The sequence below is a fragment of the Brevibacterium aurantiacum genome, assembly GCF_007558825.1.
GTDB classification, from domain to species: domain Bacteria; phylum Actinomycetota; class Actinomycetes; order Actinomycetales; family Brevibacteriaceae; genus Brevibacterium; species Brevibacterium aurantiacum_A.
On the sequence record NZ_VLTK01000009.1, the window covers coordinates 45,247 to 66,438 of the forward strand.

General features: G+C 64.9%; 17 protein-coding genes. 15 read left to right on the plus strand and 2 right to left on the minus strand.

The genetic code is table 11. The features are described 5' to 3' along the window. Nucleotides 1-4: 4 nt before the first annotated feature. The gene (locus FO013_RS15235; RefSeq protein WP_143923415.1) at nucleotides 5-1,360 is read right to left on the minus strand and encodes a GNAT family N-acetyltransferase; all 1,356 of its coding nucleotides are present in this window, start codon (nucleotides 1,358-1,360) and stop codon (nucleotides 5-7) included. Between the two features lie 276 nt (nucleotides 1,361-1,636). On the opposite strand from FO013_RS15235, the gene FO013_RS15240 reads away from it, so the two are divergent. The 4 genes from FO013_RS15240 (at nucleotide 1,637) to metK (ending at nucleotide 6,454) form a co-directional block, all read left to right on the plus strand. Then, nucleotides 1,637-3,301 carry an ABC-F family ATP-binding cassette domain-containing protein gene (locus tag FO013_RS15240; RefSeq protein WP_143923416.1) on the plus strand — a complete coding sequence of 555 codons (1,665 nt, stop codon included), beginning with the start codon at nucleotides 1,637-1,639 and terminating at the stop codon, nucleotides 3,299-3,301. 12 nt (nucleotides 3,302-3,313) lie between these two features. Further along, complete coding sequence (locus tag FO013_RS15245; RefSeq protein WP_143923417.1) at nucleotides 3,314-3,913, plus strand: TetR/AcrR family transcriptional regulator; 600 nt, start codon at nucleotides 3,314-3,316, stop codon at nucleotides 3,911-3,913. Between the two features lie 4 nt (nucleotides 3,914-3,917). After that, the gene (locus tag FO013_RS15250) at nucleotides 3,918-5,093 is read left to right on the plus strand and encodes an MFS transporter (RefSeq protein WP_143923418.1); all 1,176 of its coding nucleotides are present in this window, start codon (nucleotides 3,918-3,920) and stop codon (nucleotides 5,091-5,093) included. Between the two features lie 173 nt (nucleotides 5,094-5,266). Further along, complete coding sequence (metK, locus tag FO013_RS15255) at nucleotides 5,267-6,454, plus strand: methionine adenosyltransferase (RefSeq protein ID WP_143923419.1); 1,188 nt, start codon at nucleotides 5,267-5,269, stop codon at nucleotides 6,452-6,454. A 249-nt stretch (nucleotides 6,455-6,703) separates the two neighbouring features. Here metK and mobF read toward each other — a convergent pair whose 3' ends face one another. Beyond that, complete coding sequence (gene mobF / locus FO013_RS15260) at nucleotides 6,704-10,270, minus strand: MobF family relaxase (protein WP_260848194.1); 3,567 nt, start codon at nucleotides 10,268-10,270, stop codon at nucleotides 6,704-6,706. Nucleotides 10,271-10,821: 551 nt separating this feature from the next. Between mobF and FO013_RS15265 the strand changes: the two genes are divergently transcribed. From FO013_RS15265 to FO013_RS15315, 11 genes are all read left to right on the plus strand, one after another. Next, complete coding sequence (locus FO013_RS15265) at nucleotides 10,822-11,802, plus strand: helix-turn-helix transcriptional regulator (protein ID WP_143923420.1); 981 nt, start codon at nucleotides 10,822-10,824, stop codon at nucleotides 11,800-11,802. A gap of 365 nt (nucleotides 11,803-12,167) precedes the next feature. Further along, on the plus strand, nucleotides 12,168-13,100 hold the full coding sequence (locus tag FO013_RS15270) for a bifunctional DNA primase/polymerase (protein ID WP_143923541.1): 933 nt from the start codon (nucleotides 12,168-12,170) through the stop codon (nucleotides 13,098-13,100). 2 nt (nucleotides 13,101-13,102) lie between these two features. After that, complete coding sequence (locus tag FO013_RS15275; RefSeq protein WP_143923421.1) at nucleotides 13,103-13,951, plus strand: DUF2637 domain-containing protein; 849 nt, start codon at nucleotides 13,103-13,105, stop codon at nucleotides 13,949-13,951. Next, on the plus strand, nucleotides 13,948-14,454 hold the full coding sequence (locus FO013_RS15280) for a hypothetical protein (RefSeq protein WP_143923422.1): 507 nt from the start codon (nucleotides 13,948-13,950) through the stop codon (nucleotides 14,452-14,454). The genes FO013_RS15275 and FO013_RS15280 overlap by 4 nt, the downstream gene beginning before the upstream one ends. Before the next feature lie 85 nt (nucleotides 14,455-14,539). Further along, nucleotides 14,540-15,403 (plus strand): hypothetical protein, encoded by an 864-nt coding sequence (locus tag FO013_RS15285; RefSeq protein ID WP_143923423.1) that lies wholly within the window; start codon nucleotides 14,540-14,542, stop codon nucleotides 15,401-15,403. Then, nucleotides 15,403-16,410: a ParB N-terminal domain-containing protein gene (locus tag FO013_RS15290; RefSeq protein ID WP_143923424.1), complete on the plus strand. Its 1,008-nt coding sequence runs from the start codon at nucleotides 15,403-15,405 to the stop codon at nucleotides 16,408-16,410. Before FO013_RS15285 ends, FO013_RS15290 begins: the two co-directional genes overlap by 1 nt. A 51-nt stretch (nucleotides 16,411-16,461) precedes the next feature. Further along, entirely contained in the window at nucleotides 16,462-17,196 is a 735-nt protein-coding gene (locus FO013_RS15295; RefSeq protein ID WP_143923425.1) for a hypothetical protein, read from the plus strand. Between the two features lie 16 nt (nucleotides 17,197-17,212). Further along, a complete protein-coding gene (locus FO013_RS15300) occupies nucleotides 17,213-18,856 on the plus strand; it encodes a M23 family metallopeptidase (protein ID WP_143923426.1) in 1,644 nt (547 codons plus the stop codon). A 179-nt stretch (nucleotides 18,857-19,035) separates the two neighbouring features. Next, entirely contained in the window at nucleotides 19,036-19,302 is a 267-nt protein-coding gene (locus FO013_RS15305) for a DUF6112 family protein (RefSeq protein ID WP_143923427.1), read from the plus strand. A 132-nt stretch (nucleotides 19,303-19,434) separates the two neighbouring features. Then, entirely contained in the window at nucleotides 19,435-19,704 is a 270-nt protein-coding gene (locus FO013_RS15310; RefSeq protein ID WP_137802585.1) for a DUF6112 family protein, read from the plus strand. Nucleotide 19,705: 1 nt separating this feature from the next. Further along, nucleotides 19,706-21,190, plus strand: coding sequence for a conjugal transfer protein TrbL (locus tag FO013_RS15315; RefSeq protein WP_143923428.1), 1,485 nt, complete (start codon nucleotides 19,706-19,708; stop codon nucleotides 21,188-21,190). Nucleotides 21,191-21,192: the final 2 nt, after the last annotated feature.

Genomic DNA, 21,192 nt, shown 5'->3' on the forward strand with positions numbered 1-21,192 from the left:
GTTATCACCTCAATTCCGTGTACTTCTTGGTCGTGCCACGGGACTTATCCACCGGATACTTCTCCTTGACCCGCATCAGCTTTTGGAACGCGGCGTCAAGAAGATCAATGTCAATGTGCCAAGAGAGCCGAAGGAGATAGTTATAGACGTCTACCATTTCCGCGCCGATGCTGTGTTGGTCCAGGTCGCGTGTGGGGATCTTCGACGTCCACTGGAGTTCCTCGGCTAGTTCACCGACCTCCGCCATCAGCGAGATCAGCAGTTCCTGCGGTGTTTCGAACGAATCCCACTCACGAGCCGAGATCATGTCCTGCAGTTCTGCGTGGTAGTCGGACCACGTTTTCTGATCGGCGACGGAACTCGGAGATTGCACAGATGGCGCAACATGAGCGGAAGCTGTGCTCCATTGGGCAGCGACTTGAGATGTGTCATCGAGACCGGGGATCAGTGCGTCGAGCCGCCACTGGTGTGCTTGAAACACACGGGTAGCGTCCGGATCGACCGGCATATGCACATAGATCCGTCCGGCTGTCTCCTGGAACTCCTCCGTCCGAGACAGTCCGGTCAAGAGTTTGTCGAGCACGTCGGTATCTGTCCAAGCAATCGTGGATAGCTTGGTTGACCCACCCTTCTTCTTGGTCAGGATGATTCCGCCGAGTTCCCGGCCATCGGGAGAGGACGCGATATAGGCCGTCTTGGCCTTAGCGTTGACTGGATCGGGCTCGGCCCGAAGGGGACCATAGGTGACCTTGGTCGCTGCCGGAAGTGGCTGGTTCACGTGCGCGGAATGGGCGAGCTCCGTAAACTTTCGCCACTGTGCGGAATCCTGGACACGAACCAAGTTGAACGGATCGTCGTTTTTTACGCCTGAACGCAATCGTGGTCGCTGCAAGATCAGTTCCGTCTTCCCGCGACGGTACTGATCCGGTGCCGTCCCGACTCGTACGAACCCCTGCCGAAAGAAGAAGGTTTGGGCGTTGAGGTTGTCTTCGCTAACCGTGCAGTAGAGAAGACGGACGTCATGGGGAGCCGCGTTCAATAGTGCCTCTCCTACGCCACGGCGCCGAGCTGACGGGTCGACGATCAGTGGGCTGATCTTGGCAGTGCCGTGACGCTTGACCGCGAGGTTGATGTAACCGACCGGGCGGCCTCCAGGCTCTAGTCTGACGACATATCCCAGTTGGGCGAGAGAGTTGAAGCCATTGGCGTCTTGTCCATTTGCGCGGTGGGCGTCGATCAGCCGAGTGAGATGCGCGTCGTGATCGCCGTCGTAGTGAGGTTCCAGAGTGCTGACGAACAGGCCACGGAGAGCGTCAAAGTCACTCTCCTGAGTCTGTTCGACGATGAAGTCATCGGTCATGACCTTGCCACCTTCCTGCGCTGACCGGTAGGCGACTGCGATGCTGACGAGCCACCGCTCAGCGCTTCTATATGTTGTACTCGAAGCGAAGCTATCACGGTCGTGATATATAACACGAGTGTGACACACCGTACCGCCTGGACCCAAGTCATCGCCACCCTGTCCCCGTGACTACGACCTTGGAGCGGGGGATCGGCTCGGACAACGCTCCGGCTCAACGCCGCCACCAATGTCTGGGTTTCATCATTTATCACGACCGTGATACCGTGGTTGCCCATGAGCTACCTCGAAGCACAGTCGGTGAGCTACACGTTGGCCGACGGCCGGCCCCTGCTCCGCGATGTCTCGTTCCATGTCGGCCCTCGGGAGAGGGTGGCGGTGATTGGAGCGAATGGAGCAGGCAAAACGACACTGTTACGCATCATCACAGGCGAGATCACTCCCGAGGCGGGGGCAGTCTCCCGCAATGGCTCGATTGGAGTGATGCGCCAGTTCGTCGATTCCGGGACGGTCCAAGAATTGCTACTATCGGTGGCTCCTCCGCCCTTGCAGGAAGCCGCTGCAGAACTACGTCGTGCCGAACGAGCGGTTGCCACTACAGACGATACTGATCGGCAGATGGAATACGCATCCGCTCTGGCTACTTGGGGCGAGAAGGGCGGTTACGATCTAGAAGTTCTTTGGGACGCGTGCGCCACAGATTCCCTGGGCTTGCCATTCGAGAAGTGTCGGGACCGTCCGGTGACGACGTTATCGGGCGGTGAGCAGAAGCGCCTCATACTTAACGCGCTCCTTCGTGGCCCTGATGAGATTCTTCTTCTCGATGAACCAGATAACTTTCTCGACGTCCCAGGCAAACGCTGGCTTGAAAACCAGCTGGTTGAATGTAATAAGAGCGTGCTCTATGTCAGCCATGACCGCGAACTTCTCGCAAACACCGCCACGAGTATCGTCACTCTCGAGCTGGGCAGCGCAGGTAACACCGCATGGGTTCACTCTGGTGGCTTCAGCGGATATCAGAAGGCACGCACGCAGCGGATTGAAAGGCTGGACGAACTGCGGCGCCGATGGGATGACGAGCACGCAAAGTTACGTTCGCTTGTTCAGATGTATAAGCAGAAGGCGGCCTATAACTCAGATATGACCTCCCGGTACAGGGCGGCGCAGACTCGGTTGGCCAGGTTTGAACAGGCTGGTCCGCCTGAGGCGCAACCACGAGAGCAAGAACTTGCGATACGTCTACATGGAGGCAGGACGGGCAAGAAGGCTCTGGCTTGTGAGCAACTCGAACTGACCGGACTCGTCCGGCCCTTCGACTTCCAAGCTTGGTACGGTGACCGCATTGCCGTTCTCGGCGGGAACGGATCTGGAAAGTCGCACTTCCTTCGTCTGCTGGCAGCCGGCGGCGATGACCCCACCCCTGAACACGAGCCTGTAGCCGAGATGCAGATTGATCCAGTGACGCACGACGGTACCGCGCGTCTAGGCGCCCGAGTCCGTCCGGGTTGGTTCGCTCAAACACATGGACGCCCCGACCTTCGCGGCCGTAGTCTGCTCTCGATACTGCATCGTGGTGACGAGCATCGACGTGGAATGCCGCGAGAAGAGTCGTCCCGGGTGCTAGCTCGTTACGAGCTCGCCCGTTCCGCCGAGCAGAACTTTGATTCCCTGTCTGGGGGGCAACAAGCTCGCTTCCAGATCCTTTTGCTCGAACTTGGCGGTGCGACAATGTTGCTTCTCGACGAGCCGACTGACAATCTCGACTTGGAGTCAGCGGAGGCCCTCCAACGAGCGCTCAGAGCTTATGACGGGACAGTTCTTGCCGTGACCCACGACCGTTGGTTTGCCCGAGATTTCGATCGCTTCTTGGTATTCACCAAGGACGGACAGACGTACGAAACCGACCATCCTGTATGGGACGAATCTGTCAAAAGGAAGTGAGGATGAAAACACATGCCTGCACGCATAGACGCAGAGGAACGTCGCCAGTATGTCATCGATGCTGCATTTCGGTTGATCGTAGCAGAGGGCCTTGAAGGACTTACCCTAAGGAAGGTAGCAGCTGAAGCGGACCTCAATATAGGGTCGGTACGGCACTTTTTTGATGGCCATGAAGACCTACTGGCGGCTGCAGCTCACGAAGCCGGAAACCGGATGGGACAGCGACTCATGCACCATCCAGTCGAGCAGTTGAGGGGCCTCGACGGCGAAGAGGCACTAACTGCTTTGCAAGATCTTCTGGAACAAGTGCTCCCTGTCGATGAGGCGCGGAGGATGGAGGCGATCATAGTCCTTGAGCTCATACGTGCCTCAAGAACACAGACGGTATTTGCATCATCCGCTGCAGAGATGGCGAGCGATCTCCATGACATTATTGCTGCGGCACTAGCTTGCCTTGAAGTGCCCAACCCAAGCGCGGCAGCCCGGCAAGTCTCGGCCCTTGTTGGTGGCCTGACGCTTGACACCGTCACACCTCATGGAGCACTCACAGTGTATCAACTGCGTTCGACTCTTCGGGATGCGTTACGTAATCTTCTTAATACAGAAAGGTAGCCTGATGCCTGCATGGCTCTTCGCCCTGCTCGCCACAGGATTTGTACTATATACGGATGACTATGTCATCGCCGGAATTCTACCGGAACTCGCCGCTGATCTGGGGGTGAGTGAATCTCATGCGGGGCAGCTCATTACCGCATTTTCGCTGACCGTAGCTATAGTGGCGCCTTTAGCTGCAGTTGTCCTGGCAAAAGTTCCACGGCGACAATTATTTACCGTCGGTCTATGCTTGTTCATTCTCGCAAATGGTCTGGCTGTAATTGTGCCGTCATACCCCCTCCTTCTGGTGTTGAGGGTGGTAGCCGCTGTGGCTGCAGCTGGGATGACTCCTGCCGTGTTCGCCTTCGCCGCGGAGCGGGCTCCGGCGGATAAGACCGGCCGCTACATCGCTATTGTTTCCCTGGGGGTGACCGGTTCTATTGCTGCCGGTGTCCCGATTGGGACGTGGATCGGCGGACATCTTGGATGGCGTGCATGCTTTGCCACCATGGCCGTCGCAGGGCTGATAGTCCTTCTTGCACTCTTGCCTACGCTACCGCGTGAAGATGGCGAACGGGAGGTGCCACTCCTTCGGGATCAGCTCCGGACGCTAAGTGCCGGACCTATCTCGTTCGGCTTGCTTGCGAACTGTGCACTGATGACTGGGTCCATGATGATGTTGACCTATCTTGCCCCCTACCTCGAAGCCACGAGCTCAGCTGGAGTTGATGAACGGGCATTGGCATTTAGCCTGTCGGGTATAGCTGGCATCCTCGGGATTTGGTTGGGTGGTATCGCAACTGACAGATGGGGCGCTGACCGGACCCTGAGCGTCGGAATCGGCGGCATCATCGTCACGATGGTCATCTTGTGGCTTCTATGGATGGGGAGGCCGGCACCGATTCCTGCGGTTATCTGCGTTGTGACAGTTTGGGGCGGTTTGGCGTTCTGGAATTCTCCAGCCATCCAAGCTCGCCTGTACATGTTGGCCGGGCCAGTAGCACCCCAGGCTCTAGCACTGAACACGTCGGGAACCTATCTCGGTGTATCAATCGGGGCCGCTGTTGGAGGTATTGCGCTTACAACTGGCGGCGCCGGAGCTTTGCCTTTGACGGCAGCGAGCTCTGGGCTGATTGCATTGATCTTGATAGCGATTGCACGTTACCTGGCAGGCGCACGTTCTCGAGAGCGTAAGTAACTAGTTGCTTTGAACGTCCCGCTTGTCGTACGGACCATCCGATTTTGTAGAAGATGCACCTCCGACGACGAGTCCCCACTTTACCAACAAATTACTGGCGGTGGGGAGAACCAAAAATGGTGCTCCCCACCGCCACCCCGACCGCGATACCACCTAAGAATGAGGAACAGACCATGACGCTACGACTTTTCACCTCGGAATCGGTGACCGAAGGCCACCCGGACAAGATCTGCGACCAGATCAGCGACAGCATCCTTGACGCACTCATCACCCAAGACGCCCACTCACGCACTGCCGTGGAAACGCTGGTCACCACCGGTCTGGTCCACGTCGCCGGGGAGATCCGCACCAGCGGATACGCCGACATCGCCGCTCTCGCCCGCCGCGTGATCAACAGCATCGGCTACACCTCCAGTGAGATGGGCTTCGATGGAGACTCCTGTGGCGTGACCGTCTCCATCGGGGAACAGTCGACCGAGATAGGCGACGGGGTCAGCACTTCAGAAGAAGCCCGCGACGGCACCGCGTCCCATCTGCACGACCAGCAAGGCGCAGGCGACCAGGGCATCATGTTCGGCTACGCCACGAACGAGACACCCGAACTGATGCCCATGGCCATCCGAACCGCCCACCGACTGACCGAACGCCTCACCAGGGTGCGCAAGTCAGGACAGCTGCCATTCCTGCGTCCCGACGGCAAGACCCAGATCACGCTCGGCTACGACGACGCTGTACCCTCCACCGTCGACACCGTCGTGGTCTCCACGCAGCATCAACCCGACGTGACGCAGGACCAGGTTCGCGAGGCTCTCAACGAGGTCGTCATCGGCCCTATCGTTGAAGAGACCGGTCTGGATCTCTCGGGTATGAAAGTGCATGTGAACCCCTCGGGCAGCTTCGTCATGGGTGGCCCGAAGGCCGATGCGGGCTTGACCGGGCGGAAGATCATCATCGACACGTATGGCGGAGCCGCCCGTCATGGTGGCGGTGCAATCAGCGGGAAGGACCCGTCCAAGGTCGACCGCTCCGCAGCATACGCCCTGCGTTGGGTGGCCAAGAACATCGTCGCCGCTGGTCTCGCCGACCGCGCCGAGGTCCAGGTCGCCTATGCCATCGGCAAAGCCAACCCTGTGGGGCTCTATGTCGAAACATTCGGGACTGGCACCGTCGAGGACCAGGCGATCGTTCGCGCCATCCGTGAGGTCTTCGACCTGCGGCCCGGAGCCATCATCCGCGACCTTGAACTGCTGCGCCCGATCTACGCCCAGACCGCCGCCTACGGGCACTTCGGCCGGGAGCTGCCCGGGTTCACCTGGGAGCTCACCGACCGTGCCGACGACCTGCGCGCCGCGGCCCAGTAGGCAAACGACCCCGAAGGGAGATGTCATGAAACGATTCGACGGTCGTACGGTCATCATCACCGGAGCAAGCGGAGGCATCGGTGCAGCCACCGCCCGTAGACTGCCAGTGTTCACCACGGACTCAGTCGCCGGCTGAGATACGCGCTGTTGGGCTCGGCCCACTCATAATCCAGTGGCGCGACACCGATGAACACGACGCGACCGGGCGCGGGGTCCAGGCCAAAGAGCATCCCGGTGGCTTCCTGCAAGCTAGAGTCCCCGATCTGGCGCATTGCGAGTAGGAGCAGCGCCACGTTGCGGTGCCCCAAACGACTGCTGCAGGGACCGCAACTGCGAGTACGCAGCCTGGGCAGCCCGCCGCTCGGCCACCTGCTGTGGCGAACTCACAGCATCGGCCAAGCCCAGAGGCGCAGACTCTCCGATGTCGTACCGCTGCCTGTACAAGGCGATGCTCACCGCCAGCGCGCGCCACTGATGGCGCTCGCGTGGGGTCGCCCCTGGTCTGCCGAGCTTGGCCACCCAGGACGCGCCGTGCTCTATCGCCTCATCCAGCGATGCCGCGGCCGCGGTGGTGATCAGCTCTTCCCGCTCCTGCAGAGCGACTCGCATGTCCTCAGCCAGGGGCCCGGCAGGTCGCGCGATCAGCCCCGCCACCCGCCCGAGTACGGCCGCCTTGCGACGCGGCATCTGAGTGGTAGCCGCATCGATCATCGAAGCCAGCCGCGCCGCAGGATCCGCCTCCTCGGTCCCCGGCTGCAGGCGCGGGGCAAGACGGCTCAGGATCCGGGTGGGTGTATGCCCGGCGGCTTCGTGGCGAATCACTGCGGCCTCGAGCTGCTCGTAGTGCGGGCTGGTGAACACCTCATCCGCGATCCCCTCCGGGAACGGGGCGACATCGAGGTAGGCGGCCACGCGCTCGACCTGCGCCTCCCGGGCCAGTACGTCGTATTCCGCCAGCAGGGTCTCCAGGGAAGCGTGCCGGTCCAGCTCCTGCTTCAAGGTCTCCGTGGCCGAGAGGTCCGCGTCACTGCGAGCCAACACCCGGTGCAGCTGACCGATCCTAGTCATCGGCTCCGGTGGCTCCAGGTGGGTCTCAACATCGTGCGGGTCCGGCTGGATCACATAGGCGCTGTTGCTCTGCTTGCCTCGGGTCATCGCGACGTAGAACAGCTCCCGGGACGCCGTCTCCGGGTCGACCAGGGCATGCGCGGTATCCACGCTGGCCCCCTGCGCCCGGTGGACCGTGGTGGCGTAGCCCAGCTCGACGTCCTCGGCCACATACTCCGCCGGCAGAACCAGCTCAGCCCCGACAGGCTGGTCACCGGGGCCGAGGCGGCGCACAGCCAGCCCACCGTCGCCGAGCCGGCGGGCGACGGCCCAGCGGTCGCCGTTCTTCACCCAGGACCGGCCAAGGCTCAGTTGCCGGTCGTTACAACGGGTCACCACCAAGTCCCCCACCCCGGCAGTGGTGCCATCATGCAGCCCGGTCCCGTCACGCTCGACGCGCCCGTCCGCGATGAGGTCCTCGCGGGCGCGGGTGTTCAGCTCGGCGACCATCTCAGCATTGCCCGCGATCATCAGCGTTGCCAAGCCCTCGCCGCGGTCGTGCTGCCAGGCAGTGTAGGCGGCATCAAGCATCCGCTCGATACTCCCATCGACCAGCCGGCCGTGGTTCTCGTAGTCCTCGAGCACGGCGGTCTTGCCTCGACGCAGGTCAAGGCTGGCCGTCTTCTCCCACTCGTGGACGAACCGGCGCGCATCGGTCAGCGTCGGCGGGGCGGCACGGTGGCGCACGAGCATCCCGAACGCCCCGCCAGTTTCCACGGAACTGAGCTGGGCCGGGTCACCGACGAGCACCAGCTTCGCCCCGGCCTGCCCCGCGTGCTCGGCGATCCGATCCAAGGTCAGCGTCCCGGCGAGACTGGCCTCATCGAGCAGGACCAGCTGCCCGGACTGGAAGTCCCACCGGCCTCTCTCGTGCTCGTAGAGGAACTTGGCGGAGTTCTCTGCCCGTACGCCCAACGATTCCCCGAGGACTTCCGCCGCGGCCGCCGAGGGCGCCAGCCCGATCACGGAGCCTTGCCCGTGGCGGGCACTCCAGGCACGATACAGACCGCGCAACGCGGTGGTCTTCCCCGCACCGGCCGGACCGACCAGCAGGTCCAGGCTCCGCCCCGAACAGGCGATACGAGTCACGGCGGTGGCCTGATCATCGGCCAGCCTCACCCCTTGGATCTTCCGCGAGACGTGCCGGGCAATCATCCGGGACGGCAGCCGCGGCGCGGACGTGTCATCGCCGTGGGCCAGCAGGCGGTATTCGGCGTCGAGGATCTCATGACTGGAATAGGCGACCTGATCGCTGGACTGGAAGCGGTTCCCACTCCCGTCGACATAGTGCCCCGGCATCGGACGGTCATATTCGGGGGTCAGGCGCAGCGACTGCGCTTCAGCGACGGCCACGATCTGATCCAGCACGGCGGTGCGTTCAGCTGGGGTGGTGAAGCGGATGGACATGAGCTGGCGCATGGCTTCGGCGTGCAAGTTCCACCGCGTCCAGGTCGAGCGCCGATCCGCGACAGTCATCACCACCACTGCTGCCAGATCCTCCACCTGTTGCGCGCCGAGGTCCTCGGCACGCAACCGGGACGCCCCGGGTGTGCGGGCGAGCACGGCTTGCGCCCAGGTAGTTGCATGGGCGCCCAGCACCCGGGTTGCACGTTCTCGCCAGTCCGCGGTGAGCTCGGCCAGCGAATGCAGCTCCTTCTCCGGCCGGGTCTCGAGAGTGGCTTGCTGGCGCAACCGAGTAATGGTGTCCGGGCTGGGCGCGTGCCCGTGGGTGTCCTGGTAGTCACGGACGAGCCGGTTTTTCGCCTGCTCGATGCCCTCCACTCCCCCATCGCTGCCGGTGGTGCGGCGGGAAAACTCCGCGATCAACTCCGAAGGGATGCCGGTGATCTCCCAGCCGGTGTTCCGGTCCTTGCCCCGGTCGACGGGCTCCCAGGCCAGGCCGAGCAAGTCGGCGGTGTGGTCGATGAGGTAGGCGTTATAGCTGGCCGAGAGGGCGACGGTGGCCATGTGCAGCCGCCGCGAATCCAGGCTCCTCCACTTCCCGTCCTCGCCTTGAACCTTGTTCGAGACGACCAGATGCGTGTGCAGCTGCGGATCGGAGGCTCGGGAGTCGTAGTGGTCGAAAGCGGTGGCGATCACCCCGGTGATCGGCATCCTCGCGATCCCGCCCTTGCCGACCCGGGTCGAAGCCACCCGCTCTTCCAGCAACGCGACGGTATCGCGCATCGCGGCGTGATGGGCCTGCACCAGCACCTCTTGCGTCGGCGCATCCGCAACACCCCAGAGGGTGCTCAGGGACTTCGGCGGGGAGAACGTCAGATCGAAACCTGCAATTGCACGCTTGGGCTTGCGTGCAACCTCTTCGTCGCGGATGTCCTGGATCGCAACCTCACGTTGCGCCGCCGGCAAGTCCGGGTCGAGCTTCGCAACCCGTTCGGCAATCCGCTCGCGCGGTGCAGGCAGGCTCGGGTAGGCGTGGCCGAGCTTTGCACCGGTCACCGGGTGCACGCCCTGCCCGAGCAACCGGACCAGGTGCTCCTCCGTCACGGTCGACCCCTCTTCGACTCCGGTACCGGTGCCGTCGTCGAGGGAGGCCAGGCCGGTGCCGAGCCAGGTCCCTGGTGGGCTGCCGGACTCGGTGTAGTAGCGGGTCAACGGTGTGCCGAGGTCGCGGTTACCGTCGCCGGCGGCGACGGTTTTCAGGAGATATTCGTAGCCGCGGCCGGCGGACATGGGGCGGATCGTCATCACCACGATGGCCCCCTCCCGAGACGGGCTCAGGAAGGGGCCGCCTCAGCGGGCAGGTACGCGCAGCGCGCCGAGTCGCACCCTGGTGCCAACCGTGTGTGGGTCTCATCCGGCACGGCAGAAACAGTGAGCTCGGCTCGGCACGATCACGGGATGCTCGGACAGCGTGAGGTCGATGGAAGACGGCGGGGCGGGGCCGTCGTAGGGCCTCGGACTGCTGAGGACCGACGAGCGGGCGTGGGGCGGCCTCATGGTTGGCGACACGGAGAGGCCCGACGTGGCGACGCCGTGAAACGGCGAATGGGAGTTCTCTGCACCGCGTCGAGCAGTTCATGCTGGCTCCGAGCCACCATCACCAGCCCCGGCCGCGGGAACCCGAACGCGCCTCAGCGACCGCAGGGGCGGGCAGCTCGTTACCCCGCCCGGCGACGACGCACCGCGCAACGTCGTTACGCATGGTCGCAAAGTGGAGTGATCACGATGGGTCTCGCGGCCGCATTCTCGCCCCGCACCGCATGCTGTCTGCCTGCACGCCCCGGCGGTGCATTGCAATGACGGCGGAATGGCAGAGCACGACTAACTCGTACTCGAAAGGGCCTGCGCTGTCTGGGTGCGGCAATGAAGACCAGGCGGATGCTTGGTTGCGTCAGCGCGGCACCGGATGGTTCCGCCCCATCCTGGCCCGAACCACAACGGTCTACCGGCCACTGGGCCCTTTCGCCTACGACTGCGTGAAGCTCATCGTGGTCCGCGACGGCTCCGCCATCCTTTACAGCCGCTACTTCGGCGAGCGCCACATCAAGCCCGGCGACGCGATCCTGCTGGGGCCGGGAGTGCTGTGCGGCAGCGAGCCCGAAGGGCACAACACGGTCACCACCGTCTACCTCGATCTCGACTACGCGCTCGACCAGCTGTTCTGGCAGCACGTCGGTATCCTGGATCACCGGTGCGACTCGTATGCGTTGGCCAACACGCTCTATACCGAGCCGGCGCAGGTGCTTGCTCTCGGGGAGGAACGAGCTGGTCTTCTCTTTCCGTGGCTCGATGATCTGGTCAGCCTCAGCGTCGCCGGGGCACCACGAAACCGCTTCCAGAAGATGCAGTCTCTCTGGGCCTCAATCGCCGACGAGATCGCCCCGTTCATCCGGACCAATTCGCCGCAGGCGTTCGTGAACACCAGTCCGGGTCTGACGGCGCGGTATCGCAGGTTCCAGCCGCTTCGCCCAGAAGCACAGATGGTCCACGACGCGCTGACTGCCGATCTGTCTCGCTGCTGGACAATGGGAGACCTTGCGCGCATCGCTCACCTGTCCGAGCGTCAACTCTCACGCGTCTACAGCGACGCTTATGGGAAGACGCCCTTGGCACACCTCGTCCTCTTACGCGTGCAGGAGATGTCCCGGCTGTTCCGGGAGACAGACCTGAGCGTCGGTGAGGTCGCCCAAGCGGTGGGATGGCGCTCGCGTAGCCATGCCTCAGAAACTTTCCGCCGGGCAACAGGAATCTCGCCCCAGCGATACCGGAGCATGTGAGCCAGCGGACGGCTGCACACTAGCGATCCCGACATCGACACTCGGTGATCAGACATGTTCCGCGTCTCGTCACTCCATGAGGCTCCGGGCATTGCTATGCCGGGATGACGTCAGGTGCGAGACGTGCCCTGGCGGCCACCCTACTCACTGATCGTGAGTAGGGTGGCCGTCTCGACACGCCAGATCCTCTCCGCGCACCTGCCGGAGGTAGAGCCTGCTCCTCACTCCGAAGCAGGTTCTCGGCAAGGAGTCCTGGTGATGAGACACGAACGGCACAACCGACACGAACGACGACCTGACCATGCAGCACGCGGTCACAACAGGACCGTACCTGCGGCAGGAAGCGCCCGAGGGGTGTGGTCGTGATGGTCGAGCACGGTGCCGTCTCCTCGGTCCTCCTACGCCTCGATGACTCCTGGCCCTTAGGCGCGGCCGCACGCGAGTTCGCTCGGGCCGGGGTACCCATCTTCCCCTGCGCGGCGAACGGCAAACGTCCCCTGACTCATGGCGGGTTCCACGACGCCACGACAGACCCGACTCAGATCCGGGTATGGTGGGACCAGATCCCCAACGCAAACATTGGCCTGCCCACTGGCCATCCCAGCGGGGTGGTCGTCGTCGACGTCGATCTGCACGAGAAGGTCAACGGCTACGACGCGATCAACCGCGCCCACGACGCCGGAAGGCTCGGGCAGTGGGAGGTCGTCACCCGCACTCCCTCCGGCGGTGCCCATCTGATCTACCCTGTCACGCCAGCGACGCAGCAGCGGTCGTGGCAGGCGGCACGGGCCGGCGTGGATTTCCGCGGCGACGGCGGCTACATCATCGTCCCACCCTCACACCGCCGCATCGACGGGCAGCAGCACCACTACCGGCTGGACCAGGTCAACAACGGCCCGGCCACCGCCCTGGATGCCCAGGGCTTGCGGGACTTCCTCGATCCCCGCCCTGCAGTGCCTGCACCCGAGTCACGAGGGACCCGACGGACACCGAATATCGCCGCGCTCGCTGACCGGGTGGCCAGCCTGCGCGAAGGCGAACGGAACCTGGGCCTGTTCAAGGCCGCCTGCCGTCTGGCGGAGAACGGGACGCCTCCCGGTGAAGCTCTCGACGTCCTCGGCGCCGCAGCCAGTCAGGCAGGGCTGGGCCAACGGGAAATCTCCCGGACGGTGCAGTCGGCCTACCACAACGTCAACGGCGGCGGAGCACGGCAACGCACCACCGTCGGTGACCAGCAGCGCTCGTTCACCCCGGCGAGCGCGGGCCCGTCGCGTCCGCCGGTGTATCGGGTGATGTGATCATGAGCGGCTCGGAACGGTGGGGCTGGTCGGTGATCACGGCCGCGTGCGGGACGATCGGCATCGCTCTGGGCGCGTTCTGGCTCTCGTTCACCGCACTGGCAGATCTGGCGCGACGCTCAGGGATCGCCAGCTCACAGGCGTGGGTATGGCCGTTGCTCGTCGATGGGCTCATCGTCGTCGCCACGATCGCTGTCGTGGCTCTCGATGGGCGTGCCGGGTCCTGGTACCCGTGGGGCCTGCTCTTCGCTGGCGCCTTGGTCTCGGTGGCCGCGAACGCGATGCACGCTGTGGTGGCCGCGGAGGCGGCCGTGCCCGGGCTGCTGGCGTCGGTGATCGCCTCGGTACCGCCGCTGGTGCTGCTGGCCTCCACGCATCTGACCGTGGTCCTCATCCGCTCCGCCCACCACCGTCGCTCACCTGCACTAGACGGGCTGAAGAAGACCGAGCACAGCGGAGCCCTCGTGCCGGAGCTCGCAGCGGAGCCGGGCCGGACCGACGACGACGGCGGTGAGCTGCCGCTGACCTCCTCGACCGTGGCGGATCTGCCTCAGCCGGCCCCGCCCTCACCGAGCGCACCGGAGCCGCCCGCCGGGCCTTCACCTGCACTGACCAAGGCCGCACCCGAGGACGGTCCCACGCAGCTTCCCACCCCGCCCCGTACGGGTGAGCCGGCGGGGTCGGGGCGGAAGGCGGAGGCGGCTCGGCTGTGGGCGGCCGGGTGGTCGAACAAGGCCATCGCCGCGCACCTGCATGTTCATCCCTCGACCATCGGTCGCTGGCGCACTCGCCAGACCACCACCGCCTCACCGAATCCCGGGGAGGCCGCAGAGAAGGAGAGCACATCATGAGTTCCGAGACCGCCCAGGACGCGCAGAACTGGGACACCAGCTTCACCCCGCCAGATCCCGAACCATGGGATGCGCTGAACACCGCACCTGCCCCGGACCCCGCCGGAGAACAGAGCCCGTGGTGGCAGGCACCTGAGCCCGAGGCCGAGCCCAGCCATGACGCCGCAAGGGTCGCCGGGCGGGAGAACACGGGGGCTCCGGATGCGATTGAGCACGAGAAGACCGCGCAGCGTCGCGCGAGCCTGCGCCAGCGCCTGCAGGTTCCGCAGGGCCGCGGCGTCGACTGGGTCAGGCCCACCGATCTGGTCGCCCGGTCCTCGGCCTCGATGGCCGGGCGCGGGATCGCACTGCAGGAACACCTCGCCCGCAAGGTCGACCGCGGCCTGGTCACCGCCGGGAAGAGCGTCGGCGCGTTTGCCGCGAAGAAGCTGCCACCGCTGAAGGCCTTCGGTCGCGGCCATGCCAGCGAGCCGGCTACCCGCTCGGCCGTCGGACAGAACTAGGCGGAGACCTCGCATGACCCGACGCCACGACCCGATTCGCCACCCACGAGTGCGAAGTGCACCTGATGTGTAGGAGGAGATACCGATGATGACGACCTTGTCCGAACCCGAAGACTTCACGACCGGCGAGGGCCTGCGTGCCCTGCTCGTGAGGCTGCATGAGGCGGGGCCCGCCGCCTGGCGCTCCGACCCCGTGGCCGCGGACGTGATGGAACATGCCGCGGCGAAGTACGCGCCGCTGGCGCGCAAGCACGGCCTCGACCCCTGGGAGGCTGCCAGTGCGGCGTTCGATGTGATGCGCACCCGCTCGGCGCGCACCGCGAAGGACCCGTGGGGTGTGATCACCCACGCGGTGCGGATCACCTGCATCGCCGAAGAACGCGCCCAAGGCCTGCTGTGCTCGGTCCACCAGGCTCGCCGCCCGCACGTCTCGGCCTACCACGATCCCGAGCGGATCTCCGACCGCGAGAACCCGCTGACGGATTACCACGAAGCCTTCCACATCACCGACCCCGACCCCACCGAGGACCCCGCCGAGCACGACGAGGACGACCAGCGGCGGGAGTACGACACCTTCACCACCGCGACCAGCCTGATCGAAGACACGATCGCCTTCGTGACCGCGATGAAATGGCCGCCGGCGCTGGCGCGGGCTGCGGTCGAGCACGTCTGCCAGGAACTGGCTCGCGCCGGGACCCGCCGTACCGCCTATGAGGCGCTGCGCCGGGACAAGCACGCCCAAGCGCTCCTGGATATCGAAGCCGACTCCTGGTCGATTCTGCTCAAGGCGCTGCTGGGGCACCCGCACCCGGCCTACGCGGCGACCAGCACCGGTCGCGGAATCCTGCACAGGCTGCTCATCGGCGAGACCCTGCGGGCGCTGCTGCGCGATGAGGACCTCGTGCTCACGCTCTCCGTGGCCGCCCCGCGCCGTGGAGGGTATCGCTGATGGGACAGGCGCAGGGGCACATCCAACTCCAGCGGGCCGTTGCCTCGATCATGATCGGGCACCGGCACCGCACCGACCTCGGCGACATCGACGCCCTGGCCGCGTCCATCGCGAAGCTCGGACTGCTGCAGCCGCCGACGATCACCACCGACGGGACCCTGGTCTGTGGTGCTCGTCGGTTGGCGGCCGTGAAGCAGCTGGGATGGCGGACGGTGGATGTGTGGGTGCGCTCGAGCATCTCGGACCGGCTCGGGCACCTGCTGGCCGAACAGGATGAGAACACCCAGCACAAGGACCTCACGCCTGTCGAGGCCGCCGCACTGTATCGGGAGCTCAAGGCGCTCATGGCTGAAGACGCCCAGCGGCGCAAGCAGGCCACTCAGTTCGGTATGGGCCAAAACCCCAGGTCAGACGGTCCTGCAAATTTTGCAGGACCGTCAACGACTCCTGGTATAGCCCGTGAGCAGGCCGCGGCGATGATCCCTGGCGGGGCCTCCCACACCACACTGGACAAGATCACCTACCTGCACCAGCTCGCCACCGACCCCGAGAGCCCATCGGCGATGCGAGAGCAGATCGCCGCGGAGCTGGAGGCGATCAACGATGGTGCCCCCGTGCATCCGGCCTATGAGCGCATCCGCGCCCTGCAGCAGAGCGAGGCGATGCCGGATCGCGGCACGGATCTGCAGAGCATGGCCGAAGAAGCGATCGCGCGCGCTCACCGGAGCAAGGACGCCCCGGATCAGCCCACCGGAGACAAGCCCGAGGCCAGCGATGCGGAGCCGGTGGCGAAGATCATTCGCTGGCCCCTGCGTGCGTTCATCGCCACCTGGACCGAGCTGGAGAACTGGTGGGTCCACTACAGCGCCGAAGCGCTCGCCGCTGAGTTGACCGAGGAACAGATCGAGGCCTTCCTGGCGACCGCGGACGGGACGAGCCAGTTTGCCCGGGAACTGCGGGCCGCCCGCGACGGGGATTCCCGGCGAGGGCATCTGCGCGCCCTCTGACTCACCCCAGGTGCACCCCGACCGTTGACGCTCAGTGTGCACCTGGGTGGTATGACGAGAACTGAAGGCACCTCGCGGCTGCGCCGCCGCCACATCGCCCTGGCCATCGCCACGATCATCCTGCTCATCCTCACCGGGGTCGGGGTCTACGGCATCATCATCGGCCCCGCCAACCCGGAGCACACCGCACCACAGCCCGCCCCTCCGGGCACCGGGACACCCACCCCTTCTGAGGCTCCGGCTGAGGTTGCGATCCCTGGCATCGCCGCCTCGACCGACCCGGAAACCTTCGCCCGCAGTGCTGCCGAAGCACTGTTCACCTGGGACACCACCAGCGAGCTGATGCCCCTGGACTACACCGCCACCTTGCTGGAGGTCGCCGACCCCAGCGGCGTCGAGCAAGCCGGACTGGCCTCGGATATCGCCGGCTACCTCCCGACGCGCGAGGCGTGGGTGGAGCTGCGCAAGTACTCGACCCGGCAGCATCTGAGCATCGACCGGGCGTTCGTACCCGAACAGTGGGATGAGGCCCTGGCCCAGGCCCGCCCGGGGCAACTGCCCGAGGGCGCGACCGCGATCACCATCGAAGGCACCCGGCACCGCGAGGGCACCTGGAACGACGCCCCGGTGACCTCCGAGCATCCGGTGGCCTTTACCCTCTTCCTCACCTGCCCACAGGCCACCAGCACCCCGGAAAGCACGGCCAGCGCGACGCCCTCCGAGGAGGGGCGGGAGGAGTCGTGTTTCCTCATGCGGCTCTCGGCGCTGGATACGCCCCTGCGCTGAGACGAAAGGCCGTGCGATGAAGAAGGCCGTGGCCGCTCTGGCCGTACTGGTGCTGCTGGGACCGATGTTCGCCCTGGTCGGCGTCGGCCTGGTCATGAACCCCGCCGCTTCCGCCCAATGCGTGGCCCCGGGCGAGAACGTTGATGTCGGTGACGTCCCTGATGAGCTCACCGCTGAGACCGCCGACGGCGAGACGATCACTCTGGAGAAGAAGCAGCTCGAGCACGCGGCCACGATCATCCAGACCGGCTCCGAGACCGAGGGCATCACCCGTGACGGGATCCAGATCGCGCTGATGGCAGCATTGACGGAGTCCGTGCTCAAGCAGCTGTCGAATACCAGCGCCTACCCCGAATCCGGCGATATGCCCAACGACGGCGACGGTGGCGACAACGACAGTCTCGGCTTGTTTCAGATGCGTCCGCAATCCGGATGGGGCTCGGTCGAAGAGCTCATGGACCCCGACTACCAAGCAGCGGCGTTCTACGGCGGACCGGACGGTCCCAACGGTGGCTCCCCGCGGGGCCTGCTGGATATCGACGGGTGGGAGGAGATGAGCAAGGGCGAAGCCGCCCAAGCCGTCGAAGTCAGCGCCTATCCCGACCGGTACGCCAACTACGAGCCAGTCGCCGAGACCATCCTCACCGAGCTCTCGACTTCCGAGAGCAGCGGCGACGGGGAGGAAGATGATCAGCCGGCTGCGGAGACCTCCCGCGTGGTCTTCCCCCTACCGGAGGGCACCTGGGTCGCGACCTCCCCGTTCGGGCCGCGCACCCACCCGATCACCGGCGAAGAGACCTTACATACTGGCAGTGATTTTGCAGCCCCCGACGGCACCGAGATCCTCGCTGCCGCCGATGGTACCGTCGCCGAGGCCCAGTACACCGATTCCGGAGGCGGAATCGTCGTCATCGACCACCAGGTCGACGGGCAGCGGCTGGCCACGGCCTATATCCACATGTGGGAAGACGGCATCTACGTCCAGACCGGCGACGAGGTCACGGCGGGTCAGCACATCGCCGACGTCGGAAATTCCGGCCAATCCACCGGAGCCCATCTGCACTTTGAGGTCCGCGAAGGCGGACCAGACGGCGACTACACCGACCCCGCGGCCTGGCTCAACGACCACGACGCGGCAGACCTCCCCGAAGCCGAAGACGGCAAACCCGAACCCGGCGAGGACGGATGCGAGACCGACGACAGTGGCGGAACGGGTGAAGACCCGGGCGACTTCGACGGAGACGACCCCGGGCAGATGGTCAATGACCCCACCAGCGACGGACAGATCACCGCGCGCATGCTCCACGTCCACGACCAGGCGCTGAAGGCCTACCCCGACACCTCCTGGGCGTGTTATTCCCCCAGACCGGGACAGAAGTCCGAGCACCCCTTAGGCCGTGCCTGCGATGTCACGTTCGGCAATGCGATCGGGCAGATGCCGACCCCGGACCAGCTCGAGGCCGGGTGGGACCTCACCCATTGGATGCAAGACCACGCCGAAGACCTCGGCGTGGAGTACCTGATCTGGCAGGGCAAGATCTGGTCAGTCGGCAGCGACAAGGACGGATGGCGCGACTACGACGGCGGAGGCATGCACAGCCCTGAGGACATCACAGGCGGACACTACGACCACCTCCACATCACCGTGAAGGAAAACTAGCAATTATTACGTCAGATGCATTCGCTTCTCGATCGAATCGTCGAGCACTCGACCCACCAGGTTCGTCTCGTTCGAAGGCCAGTCTCTCACGCTTGGATCCCAACGGCGTGATGCCCCATGTCCGAGGCTGACCCGAGCCAGCTGCAGGCACCCGGTCCGGTGCCCGTGCACCTGGGGGCATGGACGTTTTTCCTGATTTCGAGGGCATGAGCGGCATCGGCGATCTCATGGAGGTCGCCGGTGCCTTGCTCACGGCCGCGCTGATCATCGCCGTACTCATGGTCCTCGTCTCCGCGATCATCTGGGCGATCGCGGCGAGCACCGGCAACTACAGCCTCGCCGCCAAGGGCCGTGTCGGCGTGCTCGTCTCCCTCGGCGGCGCGGTCCTTGCCGGAGCGGCGACAGGATGGCTGAACTGGCTGGTCAACCTCGGCGAGCAACTCTGAACCCAGCACCACCCCACGAACGGCCAGAGCGCCCATCCGGATACCGGATGGGCGCTTCTTCATGCCATGACCACGCCCGTGCACCTTCCCGCAGACAAGCACCCAACGACTCTGCATGAAGGAGCGTGTGTCGTGATCGACATCGACCCCAATGACTCCGGTCTCCCGGGCATCGAGCAGCTGCGCGAGATCGTCGGCGCCGTGATGACCGTGGCTCTGATCCTGTCCGTGCTCGCCTTGATTATCTCCGCGATTGTCTGGGCTTACGGCTCCAACTCGAGCAACCCGAACCTCGCCGGGAGAGGAAAAATCGGCGTCCTCATCAGCTGCGCGGCGGCTGTGTTGTCCGGGGCCGCGGTGACCCTGGTGAACTTCTTCTGGGACGTCGGACAGGGCATCTGAGATGGGCTTCTGCGATGTTCCCGTCCTCTCCTCGGTCTGCGATACCGCAGGGGAAGCCGCGGCCAGCCTCGTCTCGGCACCATTCGAGTGGCTGGCCGCGGGCATGGGCGCGGCCGCGGAATGGATGTTCGAGTCCGTCTGGAAGATCTTCGACACCACCACCCTGGTCGATGTCACCAGCGGCGAATACGTTGAGGTCTTCAACTTGATCTTCGGTATCGCGATCTTCGTGATGCTGATCTTCTTCTGCCTGCAACTGATCACCGGGATGATCCGCCGAGAACCCGGGGCGCTCTCCCGCGCAGCTTTCGGGCTGGCCAAGAGCGTGCTCGGGTCCTTCGTCGTCCTCACCTTGACCGCCTTGTTGCTCGAGATCGTCGATCAACTGTGCGTCGGCATCATCCAAGCCGCTGGCGAGACCACCGAGTCCATGGGCGCGAAGATCACCGGGCTGGTCGCCGCGCTGGCCACGCTGAACATCACCGCGCCGGGAGTCGGCGCGATCATCTCGATTTTTCTCGGGGGCCTGGCGATCTCCGCGGCCGCGATCGTGTGGCTGAGCCTGCTCATCCGCAAAGCGTTGCTGCTGGTCGCCGTGGTCCTGGCCCCGTTCGCGTTCGCCGGGGCCTCCTGGGATGCCAGTCGCGGCTGGATCGGCAAGTGGGCGATGTTCGTCCTCGCCTTGATCTTCAGCAAGCTCGTCCTGGTCATCATCCTGCTCGTGGCCGTCACCCAGGTCTCGGCACCGATCGAGGCTGATCTGGCCTCAGTCGCTGATCCTCTGGCCGGGATCGTGCTCATGGCTTTGGCCGGGTTTGCGCCATATCTCACGTATCGGTTCCTCTCGTTCATCGGCTTTGACCTCTACAACTCGATGGGCTCCGAACAGGAAGCGAAATCGGCACTGAACCGACCAGTGCCGACACCGGGCAAGCAGCAGGGCAACAGTCCAAACAAGGTCCTCGACGGAAAGTCCGACAAAGGCGGCGACGGCGGAGGCGGAGGCAGGAAGCCCGGCAACAGCTCGAGCCAGGCTGCCGCACCCGGCCCCGGCGGCAACCCCGGGGGCTCCGGTGCCTCCAGCGCAAGTGCCGGGTCGGCAGGTGCTGGTTCGGCTGGAAGCGCCGGAGCTGGCGGCGCAGGAGCGGGCGCGGGTGCTGGCGCCGGTGCGGCTGCGGCCGGGCCGGCCGCTGCGGTCGTGGCTGGTGCCGCGGTCGCGAAGAAGGCCGCCACCGCCGGACCCGAAGCCGGACAGGTCCTGGCCGGTCAGGCAGAGACAGCGACGGAGGGAGCCGAGAAGCCCTCCCAGGACACCAAGTCCTCAACGTCAGCCCCGGCCGATACCCCGGCTCCGAACGCCGCCCCGGCGTCGTCTCCGCTGCCAAAGTCACCGCCGGATACGTCCTCACCGAAACCATCCGCACCTCGGCAGGGCTCACATCGGCAGGGTCCGAAGCCCTCTGGCCCGACTGGTGGGAAGGAGTAAGC